The sequence below is a fragment of the Clostridium sp. BSD2780061688st1 H5 genome (assembly GCF_005845155.1).
Lineage (GTDB): Bacteria > Bacillota > Clostridia > Lachnospirales > Lachnospiraceae > Claveliimonas > Claveliimonas intestinigallinarum.
This window is the reverse complement of the sequence record NZ_SPGT01000010.1, coordinates 26,283-45,130: the sequence shown is the minus strand read 5'-3', so window position 1 is coordinate 45,130 and position 18,848 is coordinate 26,283. Positions and strand designations below refer to the sequence as shown.

General features: G+C 57.5%; 21 protein-coding genes. 20 read left to right on the top strand and 1 reads right to left on the bottom strand.

Annotation, left to right across the window (positions count from 1 at the left end; genetic code table 11):
• The first annotated feature begins 25 nt into the window (after positions 1-25).
• From FGQ86_RS08105 to FGQ86_RS08095, 3 genes are read left to right on the top strand one after another with little or no spacing between them, the layout of a single operon-like run.
• Entirely contained in the window at positions 26-700 is a 675-nt protein-coding gene (locus tag FGQ86_RS08105; protein WP_033124411.1) for a response regulator transcription factor, read from the top strand.
• Positions 697-1,716 (top strand): sensor histidine kinase, encoded by a 1,020-nt coding sequence (locus FGQ86_RS08100; RefSeq protein ID WP_138303429.1) that lies wholly within the window; start codon positions 697-699, stop codon positions 1,714-1,716. The genes FGQ86_RS08105 and FGQ86_RS08100 overlap by 4 nt, the downstream gene beginning before the upstream one ends.
• 22 nt (positions 1,717-1,738) lie before the next feature.
• On the top strand, positions 1,739-1,987 hold the full coding sequence (locus FGQ86_RS08095) for a hypothetical protein (RefSeq protein WP_076777946.1): 249 nt from the start codon (positions 1,739-1,741) through the stop codon (positions 1,985-1,987).
• A gap of 11 nt (positions 1,988-1,998) precedes the next feature.
• Here the strand turns inward: FGQ86_RS08095 and FGQ86_RS08090 are convergent, their stop codons facing one another.
• Positions 1,999-2,133, bottom strand: a complete 135-nt coding sequence (locus FGQ86_RS08090; RefSeq protein ID WP_334292798.1) for a LuxR C-terminal-related transcriptional regulator — start codon at positions 2,131-2,133, stop codon at positions 1,999-2,001.
• 121 nt (positions 2,134-2,254) lie between these two features.
• Here FGQ86_RS08090 and FGQ86_RS08085 point away from each other — a divergent pair, with 121 nt between their 5' ends.
• The 17 genes from FGQ86_RS08085 (at position 2,255) to FGQ86_RS08005 (ending at position 18,847) form a co-directional block, all read left to right on the top strand.
• Positions 2,255-2,956, top strand: a complete 702-nt coding sequence (locus FGQ86_RS08085) for a response regulator transcription factor (RefSeq protein WP_076777945.1) — start codon at positions 2,255-2,257, stop codon at positions 2,954-2,956.
• Positions 2,957-2,959: 3 nt separating this feature from the next.
• Entirely contained in the window at positions 2,960-4,231 is a 1,272-nt protein-coding gene (locus tag FGQ86_RS08080) for a HAMP domain-containing sensor histidine kinase (protein ID WP_138303428.1), read from the top strand.
• Positions 4,232-4,328: 97 nt separating this feature from the next.
• Positions 4,329-5,012, top strand: a complete 684-nt coding sequence (locus FGQ86_RS08075; protein ID WP_138303427.1) for an ABC transporter ATP-binding protein — start codon at positions 4,329-4,331, stop codon at positions 5,010-5,012.
• Positions 5,009-7,360, top strand: coding sequence for an ABC transporter permease (locus FGQ86_RS08070; protein WP_138303425.1), 2,352 nt, complete (start codon positions 5,009-5,011; stop codon positions 7,358-7,360). The genes FGQ86_RS08075 and FGQ86_RS08070 overlap by 4 nt, the downstream gene beginning before the upstream one ends.
• Before the next feature lie 239 nt (positions 7,361-7,599).
• The gene (locus tag FGQ86_RS08065; RefSeq protein WP_052083980.1) at positions 7,600-8,064 is read left to right on the top strand and encodes a MarR family transcriptional regulator; all 465 of its coding nucleotides are present in this window, start codon (positions 7,600-7,602) and stop codon (positions 8,062-8,064) included.
• A complete protein-coding gene (locus FGQ86_RS08060; RefSeq protein ID WP_138303423.1) occupies positions 8,054-9,457 on the top strand; it encodes an MDR family MFS transporter in 1,404 nt (467 codons plus the stop codon). The genes FGQ86_RS08065 and FGQ86_RS08060 overlap by 11 nt, the downstream gene beginning before the upstream one ends.
• 172 nt (positions 9,458-9,629) lie before the next feature.
• Positions 9,630-10,214: a helix-turn-helix transcriptional regulator gene (locus tag FGQ86_RS08055; RefSeq protein ID WP_033125351.1), complete on the top strand. Its 585-nt coding sequence runs from the start codon at positions 9,630-9,632 to the stop codon at positions 10,212-10,214.
• 56 nt (positions 10,215-10,270) lie between these two features.
• Positions 10,271-10,933, top strand: coding sequence for a GPP34 family phosphoprotein (locus FGQ86_RS08050; protein ID WP_171031529.1), 663 nt, complete (start codon positions 10,271-10,273; stop codon positions 10,931-10,933).
• Positions 10,934-11,168: 235 nt separating this feature from the next.
• On the top strand, positions 11,169-12,128 hold the full coding sequence (locus FGQ86_RS08045) for a 3-isopropylmalate dehydrogenase (RefSeq protein ID WP_138303419.1): 960 nt from the start codon (positions 11,169-11,171) through the stop codon (positions 12,126-12,128).
• Positions 12,129-12,191: 63 nt separating this feature from the next.
• A complete protein-coding gene (locus FGQ86_RS08040; RefSeq protein ID WP_076777938.1) occupies positions 12,192-12,719 on the top strand; it encodes a helix-turn-helix transcriptional regulator in 528 nt (175 codons plus the stop codon).
• Between the two features lie 3 nt (positions 12,720-12,722).
• Positions 12,723-13,313 carry a GNAT family N-acetyltransferase gene (locus FGQ86_RS08035; RefSeq protein ID WP_138303417.1) on the top strand — a complete coding sequence of 197 codons (591 nt, stop codon included), beginning with the start codon at positions 12,723-12,725 and terminating at the stop codon, positions 13,311-13,313.
• A gap of 4 nt (positions 13,314-13,317) precedes the next feature.
• The gene (locus FGQ86_RS08030; protein ID WP_138303415.1) at positions 13,318-14,151 is read left to right on the top strand and encodes an HAD family hydrolase; all 834 of its coding nucleotides are present in this window, start codon (positions 13,318-13,320) and stop codon (positions 14,149-14,151) included.
• A 51-nt stretch (positions 14,152-14,202) separates the two neighbouring features.
• The gene (locus FGQ86_RS08025; protein WP_138303413.1) at positions 14,203-15,096 is read left to right on the top strand and encodes an MBL fold metallo-hydrolase; all 894 of its coding nucleotides are present in this window, start codon (positions 14,203-14,205) and stop codon (positions 15,094-15,096) included.
• Positions 15,077-15,784 (top strand): LytTR family DNA-binding domain-containing protein, encoded by a 708-nt coding sequence (locus tag FGQ86_RS08020; protein ID WP_138303411.1) that lies wholly within the window; start codon positions 15,077-15,079, stop codon positions 15,782-15,784. The genes FGQ86_RS08025 and FGQ86_RS08020 overlap by 20 nt, the downstream gene beginning before the upstream one ends.
• A 4-nt stretch (positions 15,785-15,788) precedes the next feature.
• Complete coding sequence (locus tag FGQ86_RS08015; protein ID WP_138303409.1) at positions 15,789-17,156, top strand: GHKL domain-containing protein; 1,368 nt, start codon at positions 15,789-15,791, stop codon at positions 17,154-17,156.
• A gap of 77 nt (positions 17,157-17,233) precedes the next feature.
• Positions 17,234-18,001 carry a polysaccharide deacetylase family protein gene (locus FGQ86_RS08010; RefSeq protein WP_138303408.1) on the top strand — a complete coding sequence of 256 codons (768 nt, stop codon included), beginning with the start codon at positions 17,234-17,236 and terminating at the stop codon, positions 17,999-18,001.
• Positions 18,002-18,103: 102 nt separating this feature from the next.
• Positions 18,104-18,847, top strand: coding sequence for a tRNA threonylcarbamoyladenosine dehydratase (locus FGQ86_RS08005; RefSeq protein ID WP_076780920.1), 744 nt, complete (start codon positions 18,104-18,106; stop codon positions 18,845-18,847).
• Position 18,848: the final 1 nt, after the last annotated feature.

The following is an 18,848-nucleotide window of genomic DNA, read 5'->3' as shown; positions in this document are numbered from 1 at the left end:
GAAAAGCGAAAAGGAGGATGACAGCATGTACCGTATTATGATCGTGGAGGACGACAGCACTATCGCGGAGGCGCTGAAGAGACATCTGGAGGGCTGGGATTATGAGACAGTGATCGCGGAGGACTTTAAGAATATCATGGCAGAATTTACCAGAGTGGAGCCGGATCTTGTGCTCCTGGATATCGGCCTTCCCTTTTACAACGGATTTTACTGGTGCACCCAGATCCGGCAGGTGTCGGATGTGCCGATCATTTTTATCTCCTCTGCCAGCGACAATATGAATATTGTCATGGCCATGAACATGGGAGGGGATGAGTTTATCGAGAAGCCCTTTGACCTGCATGTGGTCACTGCCAAGGTGCAGGCGCTCCTTCGGCGGACCTACTCCTACCGGGGCAGCGCAAGCCTTATGGAGTACAAAGGCTGTATCCTCAATCTGGCGGACGCCACAGTCACCTACCAGGACAGGAAGACAGACCTGACGAAAAATGAGTTTAAGATTTTCCAGTGCCTTCTGGAAAATGCGGGAAAGATCGTGACGAGAGACGAGATCATCGCAAGGCTGTGGGAGAGCGACGCGTTTATCGATGAGAACACGCTGACAGTCAACGTGGCAAGGCTCAGGAAGAAGCTGGCCCAGATCGGCCTGGAGGAGGCTGTCGTGACAAAGAAAGGCATCGGGTACATGGTGGAGGCATGAAGACATTTGGATACTATTTGAAGGAAATAAGAAAGCCCCTGGCCGTCTATGCCGGGACTGTGCTCATTTTTGCCCTCGTAGGCTACCTCTATGAGGTGACGCGGGACGCCGTGGGCTATGCCCTGCTCCTGTCGGCGGTCATCCTTCTGGTGTGCACGGCCGTGGATTTTGTCCGCTATCTGAAGAGAGAAAGGCAGATAGAGGAGATACGGAGAAATCTACCCTATGCGGATCCCATGCTGCCGGGGGCGGATACTCTGGCGGAGCGGGAGTACCAGGAAATGCTGACAGAGCTTTTAAGGCGGAGGAGCGAGGAGAGAAACGACGCTGCGGAGAGGCGGCAGGAGAGTGTGGACTACTACAGCCTGTGGGGCCACCAGATCAAGACGCCCATAGCGGCCATGCGCCTCCTTCTCCAGGAGGAGGAGAGGGAGCGGCAGGGGAAGGACAGCTTTTTAAGGGAGATGGACAAGGAGCTGTTCCGGACAGAGCAGTATGTGGAGATGGTCATGACCTATCTGCGGATCGGGGACATTTCCCGGGATATGGTGCTCTCCTGGTATCCCCTGGACGACATGATCCGCCAGGCGGTGAGAAAATATTCCAGGCTCTTTATCATTCAGAAGCTGAAGCTGGACTTTAAGGAGACGGACAGCCTGGTGCTGACGGATGAGAAGTGGCTTGTGTTTGTCATAGAACAGATTTTGTCCAACGCGCTGAAATACACAAAGGAGGGCGCTGTCTCCATCTATGCACAAAAAGACGGCCCCAGCCAGATCGCCCTTGTCATAGCGGACACAGGCATCGGCATTGCCCAGGAGGACCTGCCCCGGGTCTTTGAGCGGGGATTTACCGGATACAACGGGAGGGAGTACAAGAAGTCCACGGGCATTGGCCTCTATCTTTGCAGGAGAGTGATGGACCGGCTGGGACACGGGATGCGGATCCAGTCTGCGCCGGGAGAGGGGACGAAGGTCTTTCTGGACCTGGGGAGAAAGCCTGTGGAGGCAGAATAAAAGAAGAGAGAGGAGAACACCAATGAAGATACAGAGACTGACGACAAAGAGGGAAAAGGGCTATTCGGCTCCGGACATCCAGGAGGCCATAGACCGGCTGGGGCGCCTGGAAGACCTCTATGAGGCCCTCTATGCGGAGCAGGACAGGATCACTGCGGATATGGAGCGCCTCTCCCAGGCCGGGCGGACGAAGAGCGCCACCTACCGGCAGCTCTTTGCCAGCAAGATGAACGTGACCAATCTCATCTCCAGGATGGAGATCTACATGTGAAGGAGGCACTTCTAAAGGGGCGGCAGATACCCCAGGCGGATGGCCTTTGTGACCGCCTCCACGGAGGAGGAGACAGAGAGCTTCTCAAATATATGCTGCAGATGGTTGGATACCGTCCGCTCGCTTACCTGTAAGCGGCGGGCGATTTCTTTTCGCTTTATCCCCTGGGAGGAAGATCCTTACATTTTTGTAAGGAGGAGGCGGGCGCTGCGCGGCCATGGTATAATATAACCACTGACTACAGCAAAACAGGAGGCGGAGCAGAGCATGGACAGACTATTTCTTCTGGAGGACGACAGAAGCCTGATAGACGGACTTAGGTATTCCCTGGAGAAAAACGGATTTCGTCTCACCGTGGCCCGCACGGTGGGGGAGGCCATGGAAAGGCTGGAGCGGACGGAGGACTATGACCTTCTGCTCCTGGACGTATCCCTTCCCGACGGGACCGGGTTTGACGTGTGCCGGCAGGTGAGGGCGCAAGACGCAGGCATCCCCATTATCTTCCTCACGGCGGCTGACGAGGAGACCAACGTGATCCGGGGGCTGGACGGGGGCGGGGACGACTACATCACAAAGCCCTTCCGCTTAGGGGAGCTGTGCTCCCGCATCCGGGCACAGCTTCGGCGCAGCGGCCGGCCCCAGGAGAGGGAGAGAAAGGAGCTGCGCTCCGGCGGCCTTTTCATAGACCTTCTGGCAGGCCGGGCCTACATGGAGGACAGGATGCTGGAGCTGACAGCGGCAGAGTACCGCCTCCTCTGCCTTCTCGTGGAAAATGAGGGCCGGGTGCTGACAAGGACTCAGATTTTGGATGCCCTGTGGGATGGAAACGGGAGCTTTGTGGACGACAACACCCTGTCCGTCTATGTGCGCCGTCTGCGGGAAAAGTTGGAGGAGGACCCGTCGGCTCCGGCCCACCTTCTGACAGTGCGGGGCCGAGGCTATGAATGGAAGGGACAGAGGAGGGGATAAAAGATGAGAGGGATTTTGGAGGAAAGACAGACGAGGAGCTACCTGGCATTTATCCTCCTTCTGGCGGCGGCCATGGTGGCGGCAGCCTGTCTCCTTGGATGGGGGCAGACAGACCGGATGAGGACCCTTTATTTCCAGTGGGAGGGCAGGGTCAGCTCCGGCCTCCTCGGGGAGGGGGTGGAGCCTGCGGTCATTGCCAGAGCCTTTGCCGGGACAGAGGTGACAGCGGAAGGAGAGAGGTTCCTTTTGCAGGCGGGCTACACGGAGGAGACCACGCCCCTCTGGCTTTTGCCGGACCTCTATGAGGCGGGGATGAGGCAGGTGGGAGGACAGGCCGCTGTCTTTGGCGGGCTGTCCCTTCTGCTGCTTATGGGGACCCTTCTCTTCCTGGGACGGAGACAGCGGCTCTATGAGAGGGCGGCGGAGGTGATGGGAGAGTACGCAGGGGGAAATTTCTCCCGTCATCTGCCGAGAAATGAGCGGGGGACCCTTTTTCAGATGTTCGCCTCCGCAGAGCAGCTTGCCACGGCGCTGCAGGCCAGGAGCCAGGCCAGGCAGGCGGAAAAGGAGATGATGAAGGAGACTCTCTCTGACATCTCCCACCAGCTGAAAACCCCGCTGTCCGCTCTTTTCATGTACATGGAGATCATGGAGGGAGAGCCGGAGGAGCCCTCCGTGGTGCGGGAGTTTTCCGGGAAGGCCCTGAAGGCCCTGGAGCGGATACAGGAGCTCATCCAGACGCTCTTAAAGGTGGCCCGGCTGGACGCAGGGGCGGTGGCCTTTGAGAAGGAGGACTGGCCTGTGGGCCGGCTTGCCGGGGAGGCGGCGGAGCAGCTCCTTGACATGGCCCGCAAGGAAGAAAAGCAGCTCCTCCTTCAGGGAGAGGAGCGCTCTCATCTGGTCTGCGACAGGTCCTGGATGCGGGAGGCCCTCTCCAACCTCATAAAAAATGCCCTGGACCATACGGACCCGGGCGGCGTCATCCGGGTGCGGTGGGAGGAGTCCCCGGCCATGCTGCGGATCTTCGTGGAGGACAACGGCCACGGCATACCGCCGGAGGACATCCATTTTATCTTCCGGCGCTTCTACAGGAGCAGCCGCTCCTCTGACAGGGAGGGGTGCGGGCTTGGGCTTCCCCTGGCAAAGTCTGTCATAGAGGGGCAGGGAGGCGTGATACAGGTGGAGAGCCGGCCCGGCCGGGGGAGCCGGTTTATCATCTCCTTTCCGGGCTTTGGGACAGAGGCCGCATCCGGCGGGCAGGTGACGAAACTGTAAGCTCACATTCATCTGGCTGTAAGGCTAAGGGAGTAGGATATCTACTGTAAAAGGAAGGAGCCGGCCTGGCCGGCGCCGGATAAGGAGGACAAAGACAATGGAACTTTTACGTGTAGAAAATCTCAGCAAGACATACGGGAAGGGGGAAGCGGCGGTCCGGGCCCTGCGGGACGTCTCCTTTTCCATGGAACGAGGGGAGTTTGCCGCCGTGGTGGGAGAGTCCGGCTCCGGCAAGAGCACCCTTCTGAACTGCATCGGCGGGCTGGACGCTCCCACAGGGGGAAAGGCGTACCTGGACGGAGAGGACCTTTTCTCTATGACAGAAAACAAACGGACCATCTTCCGCAGGCAGAACATCGGTTTTATCTTCCAGTCCTTCCACCTCATCGAGGAGCTGGACGTGGAGCAGAACATTATTTTCCCCCTGCTTTTGGACTATCGGAAGCCAAAGAAGGGGCAGGTGGAGGAGCTTTTGGAGCTGCTGGGGCTCACAGAGAGACGCCACCATCTGCCGGGGCAGCTCTCCGGCGGGCAGCAGCAGAGGGTGGCCATCGGCCGGGCCCTGGTCATGCGCCCCATGCTCGTGCTGGCGGATGAGCCCACAGGCAATCTGGACTCCAGGAGCAGCCGGGACGTGATGGACCTTCTCTGCAAGGCGTCCCGGCACTACCAGCAGACCGTCCTCATGATCACCCACAATATGAACCTGACCGCCTCTGTGGACCGGGTCATGAAGGTGTCGGACGGAGTCCTCACAGAGATGGGAGGTGTGAGGCGATGAAGAGCTATCTGGACCTGGTGAAAATTTCCGGGAAGGTACACAGGAAGCAGAGCCTCATGACAAGGATCTGCATTTTCCTGGCCGTGTTTCTCGTGGCCGCCATTTTCAGCATGGCGGATATGGAAATCCGGGCGCAGCGGATTTCCACAGTGAAGAGCGACGGGGCCTGGCATGCGGTCTTCAGGGGACTGACCCGGGAGCAGCAGGAGCTGATCGCCGCAAGGCCCGAGGTGGAGGAGAGCTCCTGGTATGGGGCTACCAACTACCGGGTGGACATGGGCTATCAGATACAGGGGACAGAGACCGTCATCTGCGGATTTGACAGGGAGTTCCTGGACCTTTACCCCTCCGTAGAGATAAAAGAGGGGAGCTTCCCTGAGGGGACGAAGGACGGTGTCGTGCTGACGGAGACTGCCGCTGACAGGCTGGGCATCGGCGTCGGGGACAAGGTCACTCTGGATACGCCGGAGGGAGAGCAGCTTGGCTTTACCGTGTCGGGCATTATGGGGGACACCTCCTCCATCCTGCAGCAGGGCGTCTACGGCATGTTCACGGACCGGGAGATTTACCAGGAGTATTTTATGAAGGACACCCAGGAGCTGGACGGGGAGTTCTACGTGTCCTTCACGCCCTGGTGCGATATCCAGGAGAAGATCAGGGAGATCAGGGACGCCTACTCCTTAAGTGACGAGCAGGTGGGGCAGAACGCGAAGCTCCTTGCCCTCATGCTGCAGAGCAGCGACCCCTACATCTTCCAGCTCTACGGGACAGCGGCAGTGCTGGCGCTCCTCGTTGTCCTGGCAGGCGTGCTGATGATATCGGGGAGCCTCAGCAGCAACATTGCCAGGAGGACCGGATTTTTCGGCATGCTCCGGTGCCTGGGCGCCCAGAAGAGGCAGGTTGTCCGCTTTGTGCGCCGGGAGGCCCTTGGCTGGTGCATGACTGCCATCCCCCTGGGGGTGCTGGCAGGGGTTCTTGTCACCTGGGCTCTGTGTGCTCTGCTGCGGCTTGTGAGCGACAGATTTTTCGGCGATATGCCGGTCTTTGGCGTCAGCCTGCCGGGGATAGCGGCGGGCGCTGTCATTGGCCTTATCACGGTCCTGCTGGCCGCCAGGGCGCCGGCGAGAAAGGCCTCCAAGGCATCTCCCCTTGCGGCAGTATCGGGGAACACCGGGGAGATCACCAGGGTCAGGCGCGCGGCCAGGACGAGGTTTTTCCACGTGGACACGGTGCTTGGCATCCACCACGCAAAGGGAAAGAAGCGGAACTTTATCCTGCTGTCCGCCTCCTTTGCCTTCAGCATCCTGCTCTTTTTGTCCTTCAGCACGGCGGTGGATTTCATGCACCACGCCCTGGTGCCCCTGCGGCCCTACACACCGGACGTGTCCGTGGTGAGCGCAGATGAGACCTGCTCCATCCCGAAAGATCTGGCCCGGGAGCTTGAGGGGAAGGACTATGTAAAGCGGGTCTACGGCAGGAGCTTTGCCTATGAGCTGCCGGCGCAGACCGGCGAGAGGGCGGGCAGCATCAACCTCATCTCCCTGGAGGAGAACCAGCTTGGCTGGGCCGGGGAGGGCATTATAAAGGGAGATATAGAGAGTGTGGAAAAGGGGGACGGCGTGATGGGCGTCTACGTCAGCGAGGACGAGGGCCTCAAGCTGGGGGATGTGATCACTCTGGAGACCTCCTGCGGCGTGCAGAAGCTGCCTGTCACAGCCCTCACCTCCTTCTCCATCGTGGGAACCCAGCAGGGGGTGGAGAATGTCTACTGCAGCGAGGCTCTTTTTAGCCAGCTCACAGGTCAGGACGGCTACACCATCATCGACGTGCAGCTTGCGGGAAATGCAACGGAGGGGGACGTGGAGGAAATCCGCAGCCTGGGCGGAGAGGGGACGACCTTCTCGGACCGGCGCATGGACAACGGCGAGGTGAGAGGAGTCTGGTACTCCATGGTCATCTTTGTGTACGGGTTTCTGGCTGTCATTGCCCTCATCTCCATGTTCAACATCATCAACAGCATTGGCATGAGCGTGGAGGCCAGGATGAAGCAGTACGGGGCCATGCGGGCCATCGGCATGAGCAGCGGACAGCTCATTAAGATGGTGGCGGCGGAGGCGGTCACCTATGTGCTCTCGGGCATGCTCCTTGGCTGTGCTGTGGGTCTGCCCCTCCACAGGCTGCTCTACCAGTCCATGATCACCTCCCGCTGGGGAGATGAGTGGCAGATACCGGGAACAGCCCTTGCCGTGATACTGGCGGTGATGGCCCTCTCCGCAGTGCTGGCAGTGTGGGGCCCTGCAAGGCGGATCAGGAACATGTCCGTGGTGGACACCATCAGCGCTCTTTAGAAAAAAAGTGCGGGGATGGGATTTTGTAAAAAGAGGCGTTTGTAAGCTGCCGTACAGCCTTTGCGCTGTACTACAGGGGTAACTTGCGAACGCCTCTTCTTTGCCCGTTTTTTTAATTCTGGCAGAGAGAAGGAACATAGTCAGGATGTGAAAAACAGAAAAAAAATAGTTGCGTACGCTACTAAAATGTGATATAGTCCTTCATCGGAGCAGAACAAGCAAGACAAGGAGGCTTTCCTATGAAAGAGAGAGATTTCCCGGAAATAGGCCGCTGGGTGTCCATCTTCGACAGGCTGATGAAGATGTACTATGACCGGGGGCTGTCCGGGTATGAGATAGGCTGGGGCCAGCAGTTCTATGTGGAATATCTCCGGGAGCATCCCGGGGCCACGTCCCAGGAGATGGCAGAGCGGTTCCGGGTGGACAAGGCGACCCTGACCAAGATCATCAAGAAGCTGACGGAGGTTGGATATATAAGAGTCAGCGGCGATGAGCAGGACCGCCGGGTGAAGCATCTGTATCTCACCGACAAGGCGGTCCCGGCGGCCAGAAGGATCCGTCAGATCCATCAGGATTTCTACGAGACTGTCAGCCAGGGGATGGCCCCGGAGGAGCTGGAGGCTGTAGAGCAGGCGCTGCGGCACATGTCCGACAACATCAATCAGAAGGTATGGCATAGAATGGAGGTACATCATGGAAAATGAACATAAAAAACGAGAAATAAAGGATGGACAGAGGGCAATGATCTTTCTGTGCCTGGTGGTATCAGGCATTTCCTCCTCTGTCCTCTCCACGGCAATGACAACCGCTCTGCCGGGCGTGGTGGAGTATTTCGGGATCAGCACATCGGTGGGCCAGTGGATCACCAGCGGCTACTCCCTGGTCATGGGTATGATCATGCCCCTGACTGCCTTCCTCATCACCCGTTTCCCGACAAAAAGGCTGTATCTGACGGGAATAGGCGCATTTATCGCAGGACTTCTGGTCAGCATATTTGCGGGGGATTTTGCCCTGATGATGGTGGGGCGTGTCCTGCAGGCCTGCGGCAACGGCGTGCTGATGACAGCCGCCCAGGTGGTCATCATGACCATTTATCCCATAAAGAAGCGGGGGACCATGATGGGGACATACGGGCTGGCCACCACGGCCGCTCCTGTCGTGGCGCCCACCATCGCGGGGCTTATGATCGATGCCTTTGGGTGGAAGTCCATCTTCTACGTGTCGCTGGTCATCATGATACTGTCCTTTATCATATCCTGTATCGTGTTTGAGGATGTCCTGGAGCTGCAGGACAAGAAATTTGACGTGGTCTCCTTTGTGGAGAGCATCGTGGCCTTTGGCGGCGTGACCCTGGGTATCGGGAACCTGAGCACCTTTGGCATTCTCAGCATAGAGGTAGGGGTTCCGCTTCTTCTCGGAGCCGTGGTCTGCGTCTTCTTTGTGACCCGCCAGTGCAGGCTGGAGAAGCCTTTCCTGGATGTGAAGATACTGGTCAACCGGAATTACGCAGTAAGCGTCATCTCCAGCATGGTCCTCTACCTTGTGATGATGGGCTCCTCCGTTATGATGCCCCTCTATGTCCAGAGCGTCATGGGCTACTCGGCGGTGGTGTCCGGTCTTGTGACCCTTCCCGGCTCCCTGGCCACGGCCCTTGTCAGCCCCTTTGCCGGGAAGCTGTACGATGAGATTGGGATAAAGAAGATTTTTGTGGCAGGGGCCGCCGCTCTTGTCATCAGCAACATGGGCATGTTTTTCCTTTCTATGGAAACGCCTCTGTGGATCGCTGCAGCGCTGAATGTGATCCGCAACATTTCCATCGGAAGCCTGATGATGCCCCTCCTCACCTGGGGGACCAGCAACGTGCACCCCACAAAGATGGCGGACGCCTCCTCCCTTCTCACCTCCCTTCGGACCATCGCGGGCTCTATCGGCTCGGCGGTCTTTGTGGGGATCATGACCATGGTGGCGGCGTCCTCAGCGGAAAGCTACGGGGACAACGCCATGATGCACGGCATGAACATGTCCTTTTTCTGGATGGCAGTGGGAGCGGCAGTGCTTCTGCTGATCGCGTTCTTTGCTGTCAGGGAGAAAAGATAAGATATCGCTTTTCACAGGATACCAGGTTTGCTATAATGGGAGAGCAAATGAAGGAACTGTCGGCCGCAAAAGGGCTTTGACAGCGGGAAATCCCCGTAAAACAGGGCATGTCAAAGACTTTTGACAGACAGATCCTCTCTTTTTGACTATAGTGAAAGCGCAGGGAGAAAAAATGGAGCTTGGAAATCAGATTAAAAAATACCGGAAGGAACGGTCCCTGTCACAGGATGCCCTGGCGGAGAAGGTCTATGTCTCGAGGCAGACCATCTCAAACTGGGAGAATGACAAGAGCTATCCGGATATAAACAGTCTGATGCTCCTCTGCGACACATTTGAAATCTCTCTGGATCAATTAGTCAAAGGAGACGTGGAGACGATGAAGCAGAGGATGAACATGAGCGACGATGAGAGGAAAGAATTTAATCGCCTTGGAAACATTTTTGGTTTCCTCCTCCTTCTCATCGGCGTCACCCCTATTCCTCTTGTCCACTTTCTGTCCTATGTGGGAATGGGAATATGGATCGTCATCCTGCTGGCGGGCATCTATGCGGCGGCCCAGGTGGAAAAGAGAAAGGCCCGGTACGATATCCAGAGCTACAAGGAAATCGTAGCTTTTGTGGAGGGGACCACCCTGGACGAGATCGAGAAGGCGAAGGAAGAGGGGAAGCGTATCTACCAGAAGATCCTTCTGGCGGTTGGGACAGGTGTCCTTGCCCTGGCTGTCAGCCTGTTTTTCATATGGCTCCTGGGTGTATGACTCCGAAGATATATTTGATTGATTGGTCAGCAAGAAATATTTCGGAGGAAAATGAGATGGAAAGAAGAGGAATTGCACAGGAGTACTACATTCTGGCGGTGACAGACATTGGCTGCATGCCGGCCATGCACAGGGAGGAGGGCAACGCCGCTCTTGTGGCTGCAGGATTTATGGACCTCCTCATGAATGAGGTGGTGAGCATGGACGGGAAGACCATCAAGGTGGAGCGGGAGCTGCCGGACAGCCTTGAGCATCTGACAGTCCTGTACGAGTATCTGAAGAAGAAGCCCCGCACTGCTCTGAAAATGATAAGCGATTTTCTTACCTATGATATCAGCAGGATGGGGCAGTTCATAGCAGACACAGGGGCGTCCCTTTTGGGGGATCAGTCCGTAAGGGAAGAAAAGGGCGGCGTGCTGGGCAATAGGACGGTGTACATCCCGCAGAAGAGCGCCAGGACCGCGCTGGCAGAGAGGCTGCGGGAGGCGGCCAGGGACGGCGGTGATATGTCCCCTGAGGACGGAGCCCTCCTGTGGATCTTGAAGAGCTCGAAGAACCTGGACCAGTATTTCTCCAAATTCGAGAGAAAGGACCTGAAAGCCAGATTAAAGGAGCAGAAGAAGGACCCTCAAAGCCTCGAAATGGGGAGGATGATCAGGTACATGAGCTCTGTGGATGACATGCTGCTCGCCTGCCTCATGGTGGGAATTATCGTGTAGGAAATAAATAATAGATCAAAGGGTACTCCTGGTTGACAGAAGATATAAGCTGATGTAAACTTGGAGTACCTTCTTTTTTGAGAAGACATTTCTTGAACCGCATCATTCAAAAAGCGGTTCCCATTCATATCTGACGTATCGGGCATATCTGCCGGATCACCCGGAAATGATGAAAAATTTATGTAAAAGTTGCGCGTGGGGAAGAAACTGTATTATACTGACAAGGAGGAGAGGGATGGAGCAGGAGAAGAGAAGACTGTCCTGGCATCCGGCATTTGGCGCGGTGCTGCGGATCGAACTGGAAAAGGAGCTTGACCTGCTGGAGATCGTGGATGAGTGCCAGCTCACAAAGGAGCCCCTGCAGATGGACGTGCTGGTCGTGAAAAAGGAGAAAGGCGTCCGGCTGGAGAAGAATATCGGAAGGATATTCAAGAGCTACAATATCATTGAGTACAAATCCCCGGAGGACTATCTGAGCATCAATGATTTCTACAAGGTGTACGCCTACGCCTGCCTGTATCAGTCGGACACGGACCGGGTGATGGAGGTGGACCCGGAGGAGATCACCCTGACATTCGTGTGCATGCGCTACCCCAGGAAGCTGCTGGGGCATCTGAAGAAGGCAAGAGGGATGAAGGTCAGCAGGCAGGGTGACGGGATTTACTATCTTGAGGGAGACGCCCTTGCGATGCAGCTCCTGGTGACAAGGGAGCTGTCGGAGAGAGACAATTACTGGCTGCAGCACCTGAGGGGGAACCTGAAGGAGGGCCGCGAGCTGCAGGACCTGATGGAGAGATATGAGCGGCACAGACATTCAAAGTGGTACCAGGCGGCCATGGATCTGATCGTGCGAGCCAACTGGGACAGGATGAAGGAGGAGAAGGAAATGTGCGAGGCATTGAGAGAGCTGTTTGCAGACGAGCTGCAGGAGTCGAAGGAGCAGGGAGAGGAGACAAAGCTTATCTCCTGGATCTGTGCGAAACTAAAAAAGGATAAGCCCATTTCTGCTATCATAGAAGATTTCGGGGAACTGGGAGAGCCGGAGGAGAAGGTAAGCCTCATCTGCGAGACAGCCCGCCGGTTTGCCCCGGACTATGATGTGGACGAAATCTATGCTGCCCTCGCAGAGAGAGGGAGGAGAGGGACCGGGGAAAAGCAGGTAAACGAACCGTCGGGCTGTGTATCCGGAAAATAGATCATACACAGGCTGACAAAGCCATTCTCTTAGAATATACTCTCTTTAGAAGGAGGGGATGAAATGGACGTAAAAAGGACAGGAAGCTTTATCGCGGAAATGCGGAAGGGGAAAAATATGACCCAGGCGGAGCTGGCAGCAAAGCTCCAGGTGACGGACAAGGCTGTCAGCCGCTGGGAGCGGGGCGTGGGCTACCCGGACATCACGCTTCTTGAGCCGCTGGCCGGGCAGCTTGGGGTCACAGTCCTGGACATTCTGAGAGGAGAGAAGACCTTCCCGGACAAAATGACGGGAGAGGAGACAGAACAGACAGTGGCGGAGACAGTCAGGCTGGCGGCCGTGCAGAGACGCCAGGCAGTCCGGCGCGTTATCCTGCTGGCCATCGTGATGCTGATCGGCGCTGCCATGCTCATTTGGGGTATCCTCTGGTGGACTTCCCAGCAGAGCGCCCTGAAGATCATTGCAGGGGCGGACGGGCCCTCGGCAGTCTTTGTGGCCTGGAGGGTGGAGCCAATGCTGCCGGTTGCTGTCTCGGCGGCGGGGGCTGTGCTGATCCTTGCTTCCCTGCTTATTTACAGATGGAGGAAATAGAGCATGTCAATAGAACACACGGAACCTATCCGCCTTCGCACTGCCTGTGAGGAGGACGCGGAGGCGCTGCTGGATATCTACGCGCCCTATGTGGAGCACACAGCTGTCAGTTTTGAGTATGAGGTGCCCTCTGTGGAAGAGTTCAGAGAGCGCATCCGCCGCATAAGGGAGCGGTATCCGTACCTGCTTGCAGAGTCAGAAGGAGAAATCCTGGGCTATGCCTACGCCTCTCCCTTTCACGAGAGGCGGGCCTACGACTGGGCGGCGGAGACGTCCATTTATCTGCGGAGGGACAGAAGGAGACAGGGGCTTGGGAGGAAGCTGTACGAGGCCCTGGAGGAAATCCTGCGGATGCAGGGCATTACGGATCTCTACGCCTGCATCGCCTGCCCGGAGGGGGAAGACCCGTACCTGAACGGGGACAGTATCCTGTTCCATCAGCGCATGGGATTTCGGACTGTGGGGCGATTCCCGAGCTGCGGTTACAAATTCCACAGGTGGTACCACATAGTGTGGATGGCAAAAAATATAGGAGAGCATCGGGAAGAGCAGCCTGAGGTAAAGCCTTTTTCATCCATACGGCAAGGAGAGTGATAAGATGGATAAGACACAAGAGAAAAGACACAGGATCAAACTCCTGGCTGTGGACATGGACGGCACCTGCCTGGATGGAAGGAGCCGCATGTCCCGGGAGACAGTGGAAGCCTTGCGGGAAGCGGCCCGGGCGGGTATCACTGTGGTGCCCACGACAGGCAGGAACCTTCACTGCCTCCCTCACCGGCTGGCGGGGGAGAGAGACATTTACCGGTATGTCATCAGCTCCAACGGGGCCGTAGTGACAGACTGCCGGACCGGAAAGGACCTGTTCCGGTCTATGATCCCAAAGGAGATGGCCCTGGGACTTCTCCGGGACTGCCGGAGGACAGGAGCCGGCATCACGGCCCACCTCCACCATGAATACCTGATACAGGGGCGGCTTCTTGTCCTTCTGGGCAGGCTGATATACGGGAAGGACGCCAGGGGCGTGTACCGTGTAAAGAGCATGGAGAGGACCCTTGCAAGATCCAGGTACGGGGTGGAGGAGATCCAGTTTTATTTTCTGCGTCCCGGCGTGCGGGAACGGCTTGAAAAGCTGCTTAAGAGGACCCGGGGCCTGACCTGGGCCAGCACGTCCATATACGTGGAGGTGTTCTCCGAGAAGACGTCCAAGGGGATGGCTTTGGCCGCCCTGGCGGAAAGGCTGGGGATAAAGAAAGAAGAGACGGCCTGCATAGGCGACGGGGAGAACGACCTGCCCATGTTCCGGGCGGCAGGCCTTAAGATGGCCATGGGGAACGCCGTGCCGGAGCTGAGGGAGAAGGCGGATATCATCCTTCCATCCAACAGACGCGGCGGAGCGGCGAAGGGGATACGGCTGTGTCTTCCCCGCTGAGTCAAGCCCGGACAAGGGCAGGAAAACAGATATATAAAAGGAAGAGGACAGATGAGGATCGTAAACCTGATAGAGAACACAGAAGGCCAGCCCGGCTGCCGCTGTGAGCACGGACTGAGCTTTTACATAGAGACGGAGAGACATAAGGTGCTCATGGACACAGGGGCAAGTGATGGATTTCTTGCAAATGCCGACCTTCTGGGAATTGACCTGGGAGGGGTGGACGCGGTGATCTTAAGTCACGGCCACTATGACCACGGCGGCGGGATCCCCGCTTTCGCAAAGAAATATCCGGGGACAAGGATTTATATGCAGCAAAGCGCGGGAGGGAGCTTTTACCACCTGAAGCCGGAGGGTGAAAAGTACATCGGGCTGGAGCCCTGCATCCTGGGGCTGCCCCAGTGCGTGCTCCTCCAGGGAGACCACCGGATTGACCGGGAGCTGTTCCTCTTTTCCGGCATAGAGGGACACAGGATGTGGCCGGAGGGCAACCGGGCGCTGAAGCGGAAGGCCGGGGCGGAGTATGTCCAGGACGATTTTTGCCATGAACAGTGTCTTGTGGTAAGTGAGGGAGATTTTCACGTGCTGCTCTCGGGCTGCGCCCACAACGGGGTGCTGAACATACTGGACAGATACCGGGAGATTTTTGGAGACTGGCCGGATGTGCTGGTCAGCGGTTTCCACATGAAGAAGGACAGGTATGAGGAGGCGGACCTGGAACATATAAGGGAGACGGCCCGGCTCCTGAAGAAGACGGGTATTCTCTGCTTCACAGGCCACTGCACAGGACAGAGGGCCTTTGACGTGATGAAGGATATCATGGGGGACCAGCTGCGGGCCATCCACAGCGGGGAAGTGGTCCTGGATAAGGGGAAAGCGCTTCCGGATACCGGAGAATTGCTTCAGGATATGAGGGAGGAAAAAGATGCGGATAGCAGTATGTGACGACGAGCCTCTTTTCCTGGAGATGCTCCGGGAGAAGCTGGAGAGATACTACCGCAGCCTGGACCTGCGGATCGACGCCTTTTCCTCCGGGGAGGCCCTTGTGCGGGCTGTGGAGAGAGAGCCCTTCTGCTGGTCCCTGGTCTTCCTGGATATCGAGATGCCGGGGATGGGCGGGCTGGAGGCGGCCCGGGCGGTGAGAGACGTAAATGACGCCATCCCTGTCATCCTCCTCACCAGCCACACAGAGTACGCCATGAAAGGGTACGAGGTGGAGGCCTTCCGTTTTCTTGCCAAGCCAGTGGAGGAATCGTCCCTCTTTGGGGCGCTGCGGGCTGTGGAGGAGAGGGAAAGGCGGAACAGGAGGATACAGGTGAAGGCGGACGGGAGAGAGCTTTTTATCCCTCTTGGAGAAATCCTGTATTTCCGAAGTGAGAACGTGTATCTCACCCTGTACATGACAGGCGGGAGACACTGCCTGCTCCGGAAGAAGCTTAAGGAGCAGGCGGAAGGACTGCCGCCCCTGGATTTTTTCCAGATCCACAGGAGCTACCTGGTGGGACTACGGCATGTGTCCGCCTTTGACGGGCGGGAGGTGACCCTGTCAGATGGAACCCGGCTGCCGGTGAGCCGGGGGAAGCGGGCTGCTTTTGTCCAGGCTCTCTCCCGGTATATATCTGAAAAGGAGTAGGAAGATGGCGGCAGAAACAGGAAAAATCTTATACAGCCTGGCGGGAGCGGCGGAGATCCTCATAGTTCTCGTCCTGATTTCCCGCTATATTTATCTGGAGCCGGTCTTTGACACCAGGAGAAAATGGGCTCTCTTCTGGGGCATTTTCCTTTTCGGCCAGACAGCGCTCTTCCTGACAGTGGGGACAGACGGGGACCTGGCGGTCTTCTGGCCCCTCGCTGTCTTCGGGGGCTACACATCGGCGGTGAGGGACAGGCACAGGGCCAGGGGGTTCTTTCTATTCCTCCCGGTGACGGGATTTCTCATCGCGCCGGTCTCCCTTCTTTTCGGGATCCCTTACGTGCTGACCGGGGTCAGAGTCAGAGACATGGGAAAGTGGGAACTGCTTTTCGACCTCCTCTTCTGGGTGCTGCTGCCCCTAATCTTATGGGAAAGCAGGGAAGCCCGGCGCCGCTTCCGGGCTGAGACATCTTACAGAAGACTGAGCAGATGGGAGAGGAACCTCCTCCACGGAACAGGCCTTTTCCTCCTCGCCATAGGAGCGATGATTGCAGGGGGAGAGGAGCTGCCCGTCTCAGGGGAGGCGGCCAGGGGGTTCACCCTTCTTGCCAGCGTGGCGGCAGTGCTCCTGGAGGTGTCTGTGACCGCGCTTGTACAGCAGGGAAACAGGCGATCCTATTATCAGTATATGGCAGACCTGAACAGGTCCTATCTGCGGGCGGAGCTGGAGCATTTCGAGGCGCGCAGGGAGAGCGACACAAAGCTCCGTATGTTCCGCCACGATATCCGCAACCACCTGCTCTGCATCAGGGAGCTGGCTGCCAGGGGGAATTACAGCGGCCTCTCCGACTATATCGGGGAGCTGGAGGGACGCCTGGAGCTGACGGACACCCCCCTTCACTGTGGAAACGACATTGGGGATGCTATTTTAAACGAGAAAAATATGCTGGCGGCCAGGCGGGGCATAGAGATACGGCTGGACGGCCGCCTGCCTTCTCCTCTTCCTGTGGACGCCGCGGATATCTGCGCGCTCTTTGCCAATGCCCTGGACAACGCCCTGGAGGCCCAGCCTGGCGGCGGGTGGGTTCAGGTGCGCATCCGGCAGCAGGGGCAGATGCTCAGCCTTGTGTTTGAAAATCCGGCGGGTAATGCCCGGGCGGATACGCCCAGGGGCTATACGGAAAAGAAAGACCGAGACTCCCACGGCTTCGGGCTTCTCAATATGGAGTGGGCGGCCAGGAAATACCAGGGCTCGCTTCGGCGGGATATCCTGGAGCCGGCGCCAAATGATCTGGAATCGGCGGCGGATGACGGGCAGGGGGAACGGATTTACCGCCTGGCGATCCTTCTCCACCTGCCGTCAGAGAGCTGAATGTAAAAGGCCCGTCCGCTGAATGTCCCGGAGATTTTCTTCATATATATGAAGAAAATGCCAGATGGAGAGGGAAGATGAAGCTTTCAGGAAAGAGGGCCGTGTTCCTCTTGTATGCCTGCGCCCTGCTGCTGCCGGCTTTGTCCTGTTCTTTCACGGAGTGGGCCGGTACGGCCGGCGAGACCGCGGAAGCAGAGACGCTGGCCAGACAGATCAGGGCAGGCGGTGTGACCGCGGAGACCGGGGCGGACAGCGGAACAAAGAGGCAGGAGGCTGTGGAGGAAGAAAAGGCCCGGCGGGTGGCCCTCACCTTTGACGACGGACCCAGCCCCAGCTGGACGCCAGAGCTGCTGGACGGGCTGAAGGAGCGGAATGTGCAGGCCACCTTTTTTCTCATTGGCATGTACGCGGTGCAGTACCCGGAAATTGTGGAGCGGATGGACCGGGAGGGGCATCTCATCGGAAACCACACCTATCACCATGTTCAGCTGGATTTGGAGGATGAGGAGCATCTGAGCCGGGAGATCGGGGACACAGACAAAGTCATCTACCTTATCACAGGAAAGCATACAGAATACGTGCGCCCCCCTTTTGGCGTCTGGGATGAGAAGCTGGAGGAGGAGCTTCAGGTGCTGCCGGTGCTGTGGACGGTGGACCCGCTGGACTGGACCACGGAAAATGCGGATCAGATCGTAGAAAAGGTAGTGACGGAGGCGGAAGATGGTGATATCATTTTATTGCACGACTGCTATGCGTCCTCCGTGGAGGCTGCGCTGCGCATTGTGGATATCCTCCAGGCGGAAGGCTTCGCGTTTGTGACGGCGGATGAGCTGATGCTGCCGTGAGGGAATGTGCCGCCGCAAGGCGCAGTCTCGGGCGGAAGCGGTATAGAAAGAGGCGCTTAAGTGAAAGAGGCGCTGAAAAAGTAGAAAGAAAAGGCAAAAAAGATGACAGAATTCAGAGAACAGGAATATACAGCAGATGAATTTGCAAGGACAGCGCTCCTCATAGGGGAGGAGAAGCTGCAGAAAATACGAAGCTCCTCGGTCATGGTGCTGGGGGTGGGAGGCGTGGGCTCCCACTGCATCGAGGCTCTGGCAAGGGCCGGGGTGGGGCGCCTCATCCTGGTGGACAATGACAGGGTGTCCATGACCAACATCAACCGCCAGTCCATCGCCTACCACAGCACGGTGGGCCGGTACAAGACGGAGGTGATGCGGGAGCGGATACAGGATATCTGCCCTGAGACGGAGGTACAGACCTTTGAGACCTTTGTCCTGGCGGACAATACAGACCCGCTTTTTGCGGAGAGGCCGGACTACATCGTGGACGCCATTGACACGGTGACGGCAAAGCTGGCGGTGATCGAGAGGGCGGACAGGGAGCGGATCCCCGTCATCAGCTGCATGGGGACAGGAAACAAGCTCCACCCGGAGCTCTTTGAGATTGAAGATATAAGCCGGACCTCCGTGTGCCCCCTCTGCAAGGTGATGCGAAGAGAGCTGAAAAAGCGGGGGATCGAGCATGTGAAGGTGCTCTACTCCAAAGAAAAGCCTGTGGACGTATCAGGACGGGACACGGGGGAGGACAAGGGACAAAGGAGGAGCCTGCCGGGAAGCATCTCCTTTACGCCCCCTGTGGCAGGCCTTCTCATCGCGGGGGAAGTGGTGCGGGATATAGCAGGACTTTAGG

Coding starts and splice junctions, on each gene's coding strand:
- FGQ86_RS08105 (WP_033124411.1), top strand. CDS start 26: ATGTACCGTATTATGATCGTGGAGGACGACAGCACTATCGCGGAGGCG.
- FGQ86_RS08100 (WP_138303429.1), top strand. CDS start 697: ATGAAGACATTTGGATACTATTTGAAGGAAATAAGAAAGCCCCTGGCC.
- FGQ86_RS08095 (WP_076777946.1), top strand. CDS start 1,739: ATGAAGATACAGAGACTGACGACAAAGAGGGAAAAGGGCTATTCGGCT.
- FGQ86_RS08085 (WP_076777945.1), top strand. CDS start 2,255: ATGGACAGACTATTTCTTCTGGAGGACGACAGAAGCCTGATAGACGGA.
- FGQ86_RS08080 (WP_138303428.1), top strand. CDS start 2,960: ATGAGAGGGATTTTGGAGGAAAGACAGACGAGGAGCTACCTGGCATTT.
- FGQ86_RS08075 (WP_138303427.1), top strand. CDS start 4,329: ATGGAACTTTTACGTGTAGAAAATCTCAGCAAGACATACGGGAAGGGG.
- FGQ86_RS08070 (WP_138303425.1), top strand. CDS start 5,009: ATGAAGAGCTATCTGGACCTGGTGAAAATTTCCGGGAAGGTACACAGG.
- FGQ86_RS08065 (WP_052083980.1), top strand. CDS start 7,600: ATGAAAGAGAGAGATTTCCCGGAAATAGGCCGCTGGGTGTCCATCTTC.
- FGQ86_RS08060 (WP_138303423.1), top strand. CDS start 8,054: ATGGAAAATGAACATAAAAAACGAGAAATAAAGGATGGACAGAGGGCA.
- FGQ86_RS08055 (WP_033125351.1), top strand. CDS start 9,630: ATGGAGCTTGGAAATCAGATTAAAAAATACCGGAAGGAACGGTCCCTG.
- FGQ86_RS08050 (WP_171031529.1), top strand. CDS start 10,271: ATGGAAAGAAGAGGAATTGCACAGGAGTACTACATTCTGGCGGTGACA.
- FGQ86_RS08045 (WP_138303419.1), top strand. CDS start 11,169: ATGGAGCAGGAGAAGAGAAGACTGTCCTGGCATCCGGCATTTGGCGCG.
- FGQ86_RS08040 (WP_076777938.1), top strand. CDS start 12,192: ATGGACGTAAAAAGGACAGGAAGCTTTATCGCGGAAATGCGGAAGGGG.
- FGQ86_RS08035 (WP_138303417.1), top strand. CDS start 12,723: ATGTCAATAGAACACACGGAACCTATCCGCCTTCGCACTGCCTGTGAG.
- FGQ86_RS08030 (WP_138303415.1), top strand. CDS start 13,318: ATGGATAAGACACAAGAGAAAAGACACAGGATCAAACTCCTGGCTGTG.
- FGQ86_RS08025 (WP_138303413.1), top strand. CDS start 14,203: ATGAGGATCGTAAACCTGATAGAGAACACAGAAGGCCAGCCCGGCTGC.
- FGQ86_RS08020 (WP_138303411.1), top strand. CDS start 15,077: ATGCGGATAGCAGTATGTGACGACGAGCCTCTTTTCCTGGAGATGCTC.
- FGQ86_RS08015 (WP_138303409.1), top strand. CDS start 15,789: ATGGCGGCAGAAACAGGAAAAATCTTATACAGCCTGGCGGGAGCGGCG.
- FGQ86_RS08010 (WP_138303408.1), top strand. CDS start 17,234: ATGAAGCTTTCAGGAAAGAGGGCCGTGTTCCTCTTGTATGCCTGCGCC.
- FGQ86_RS08005 (WP_076780920.1), top strand. CDS start 18,104: ATGACAGAATTCAGAGAACAGGAATATACAGCAGATGAATTTGCAAGG.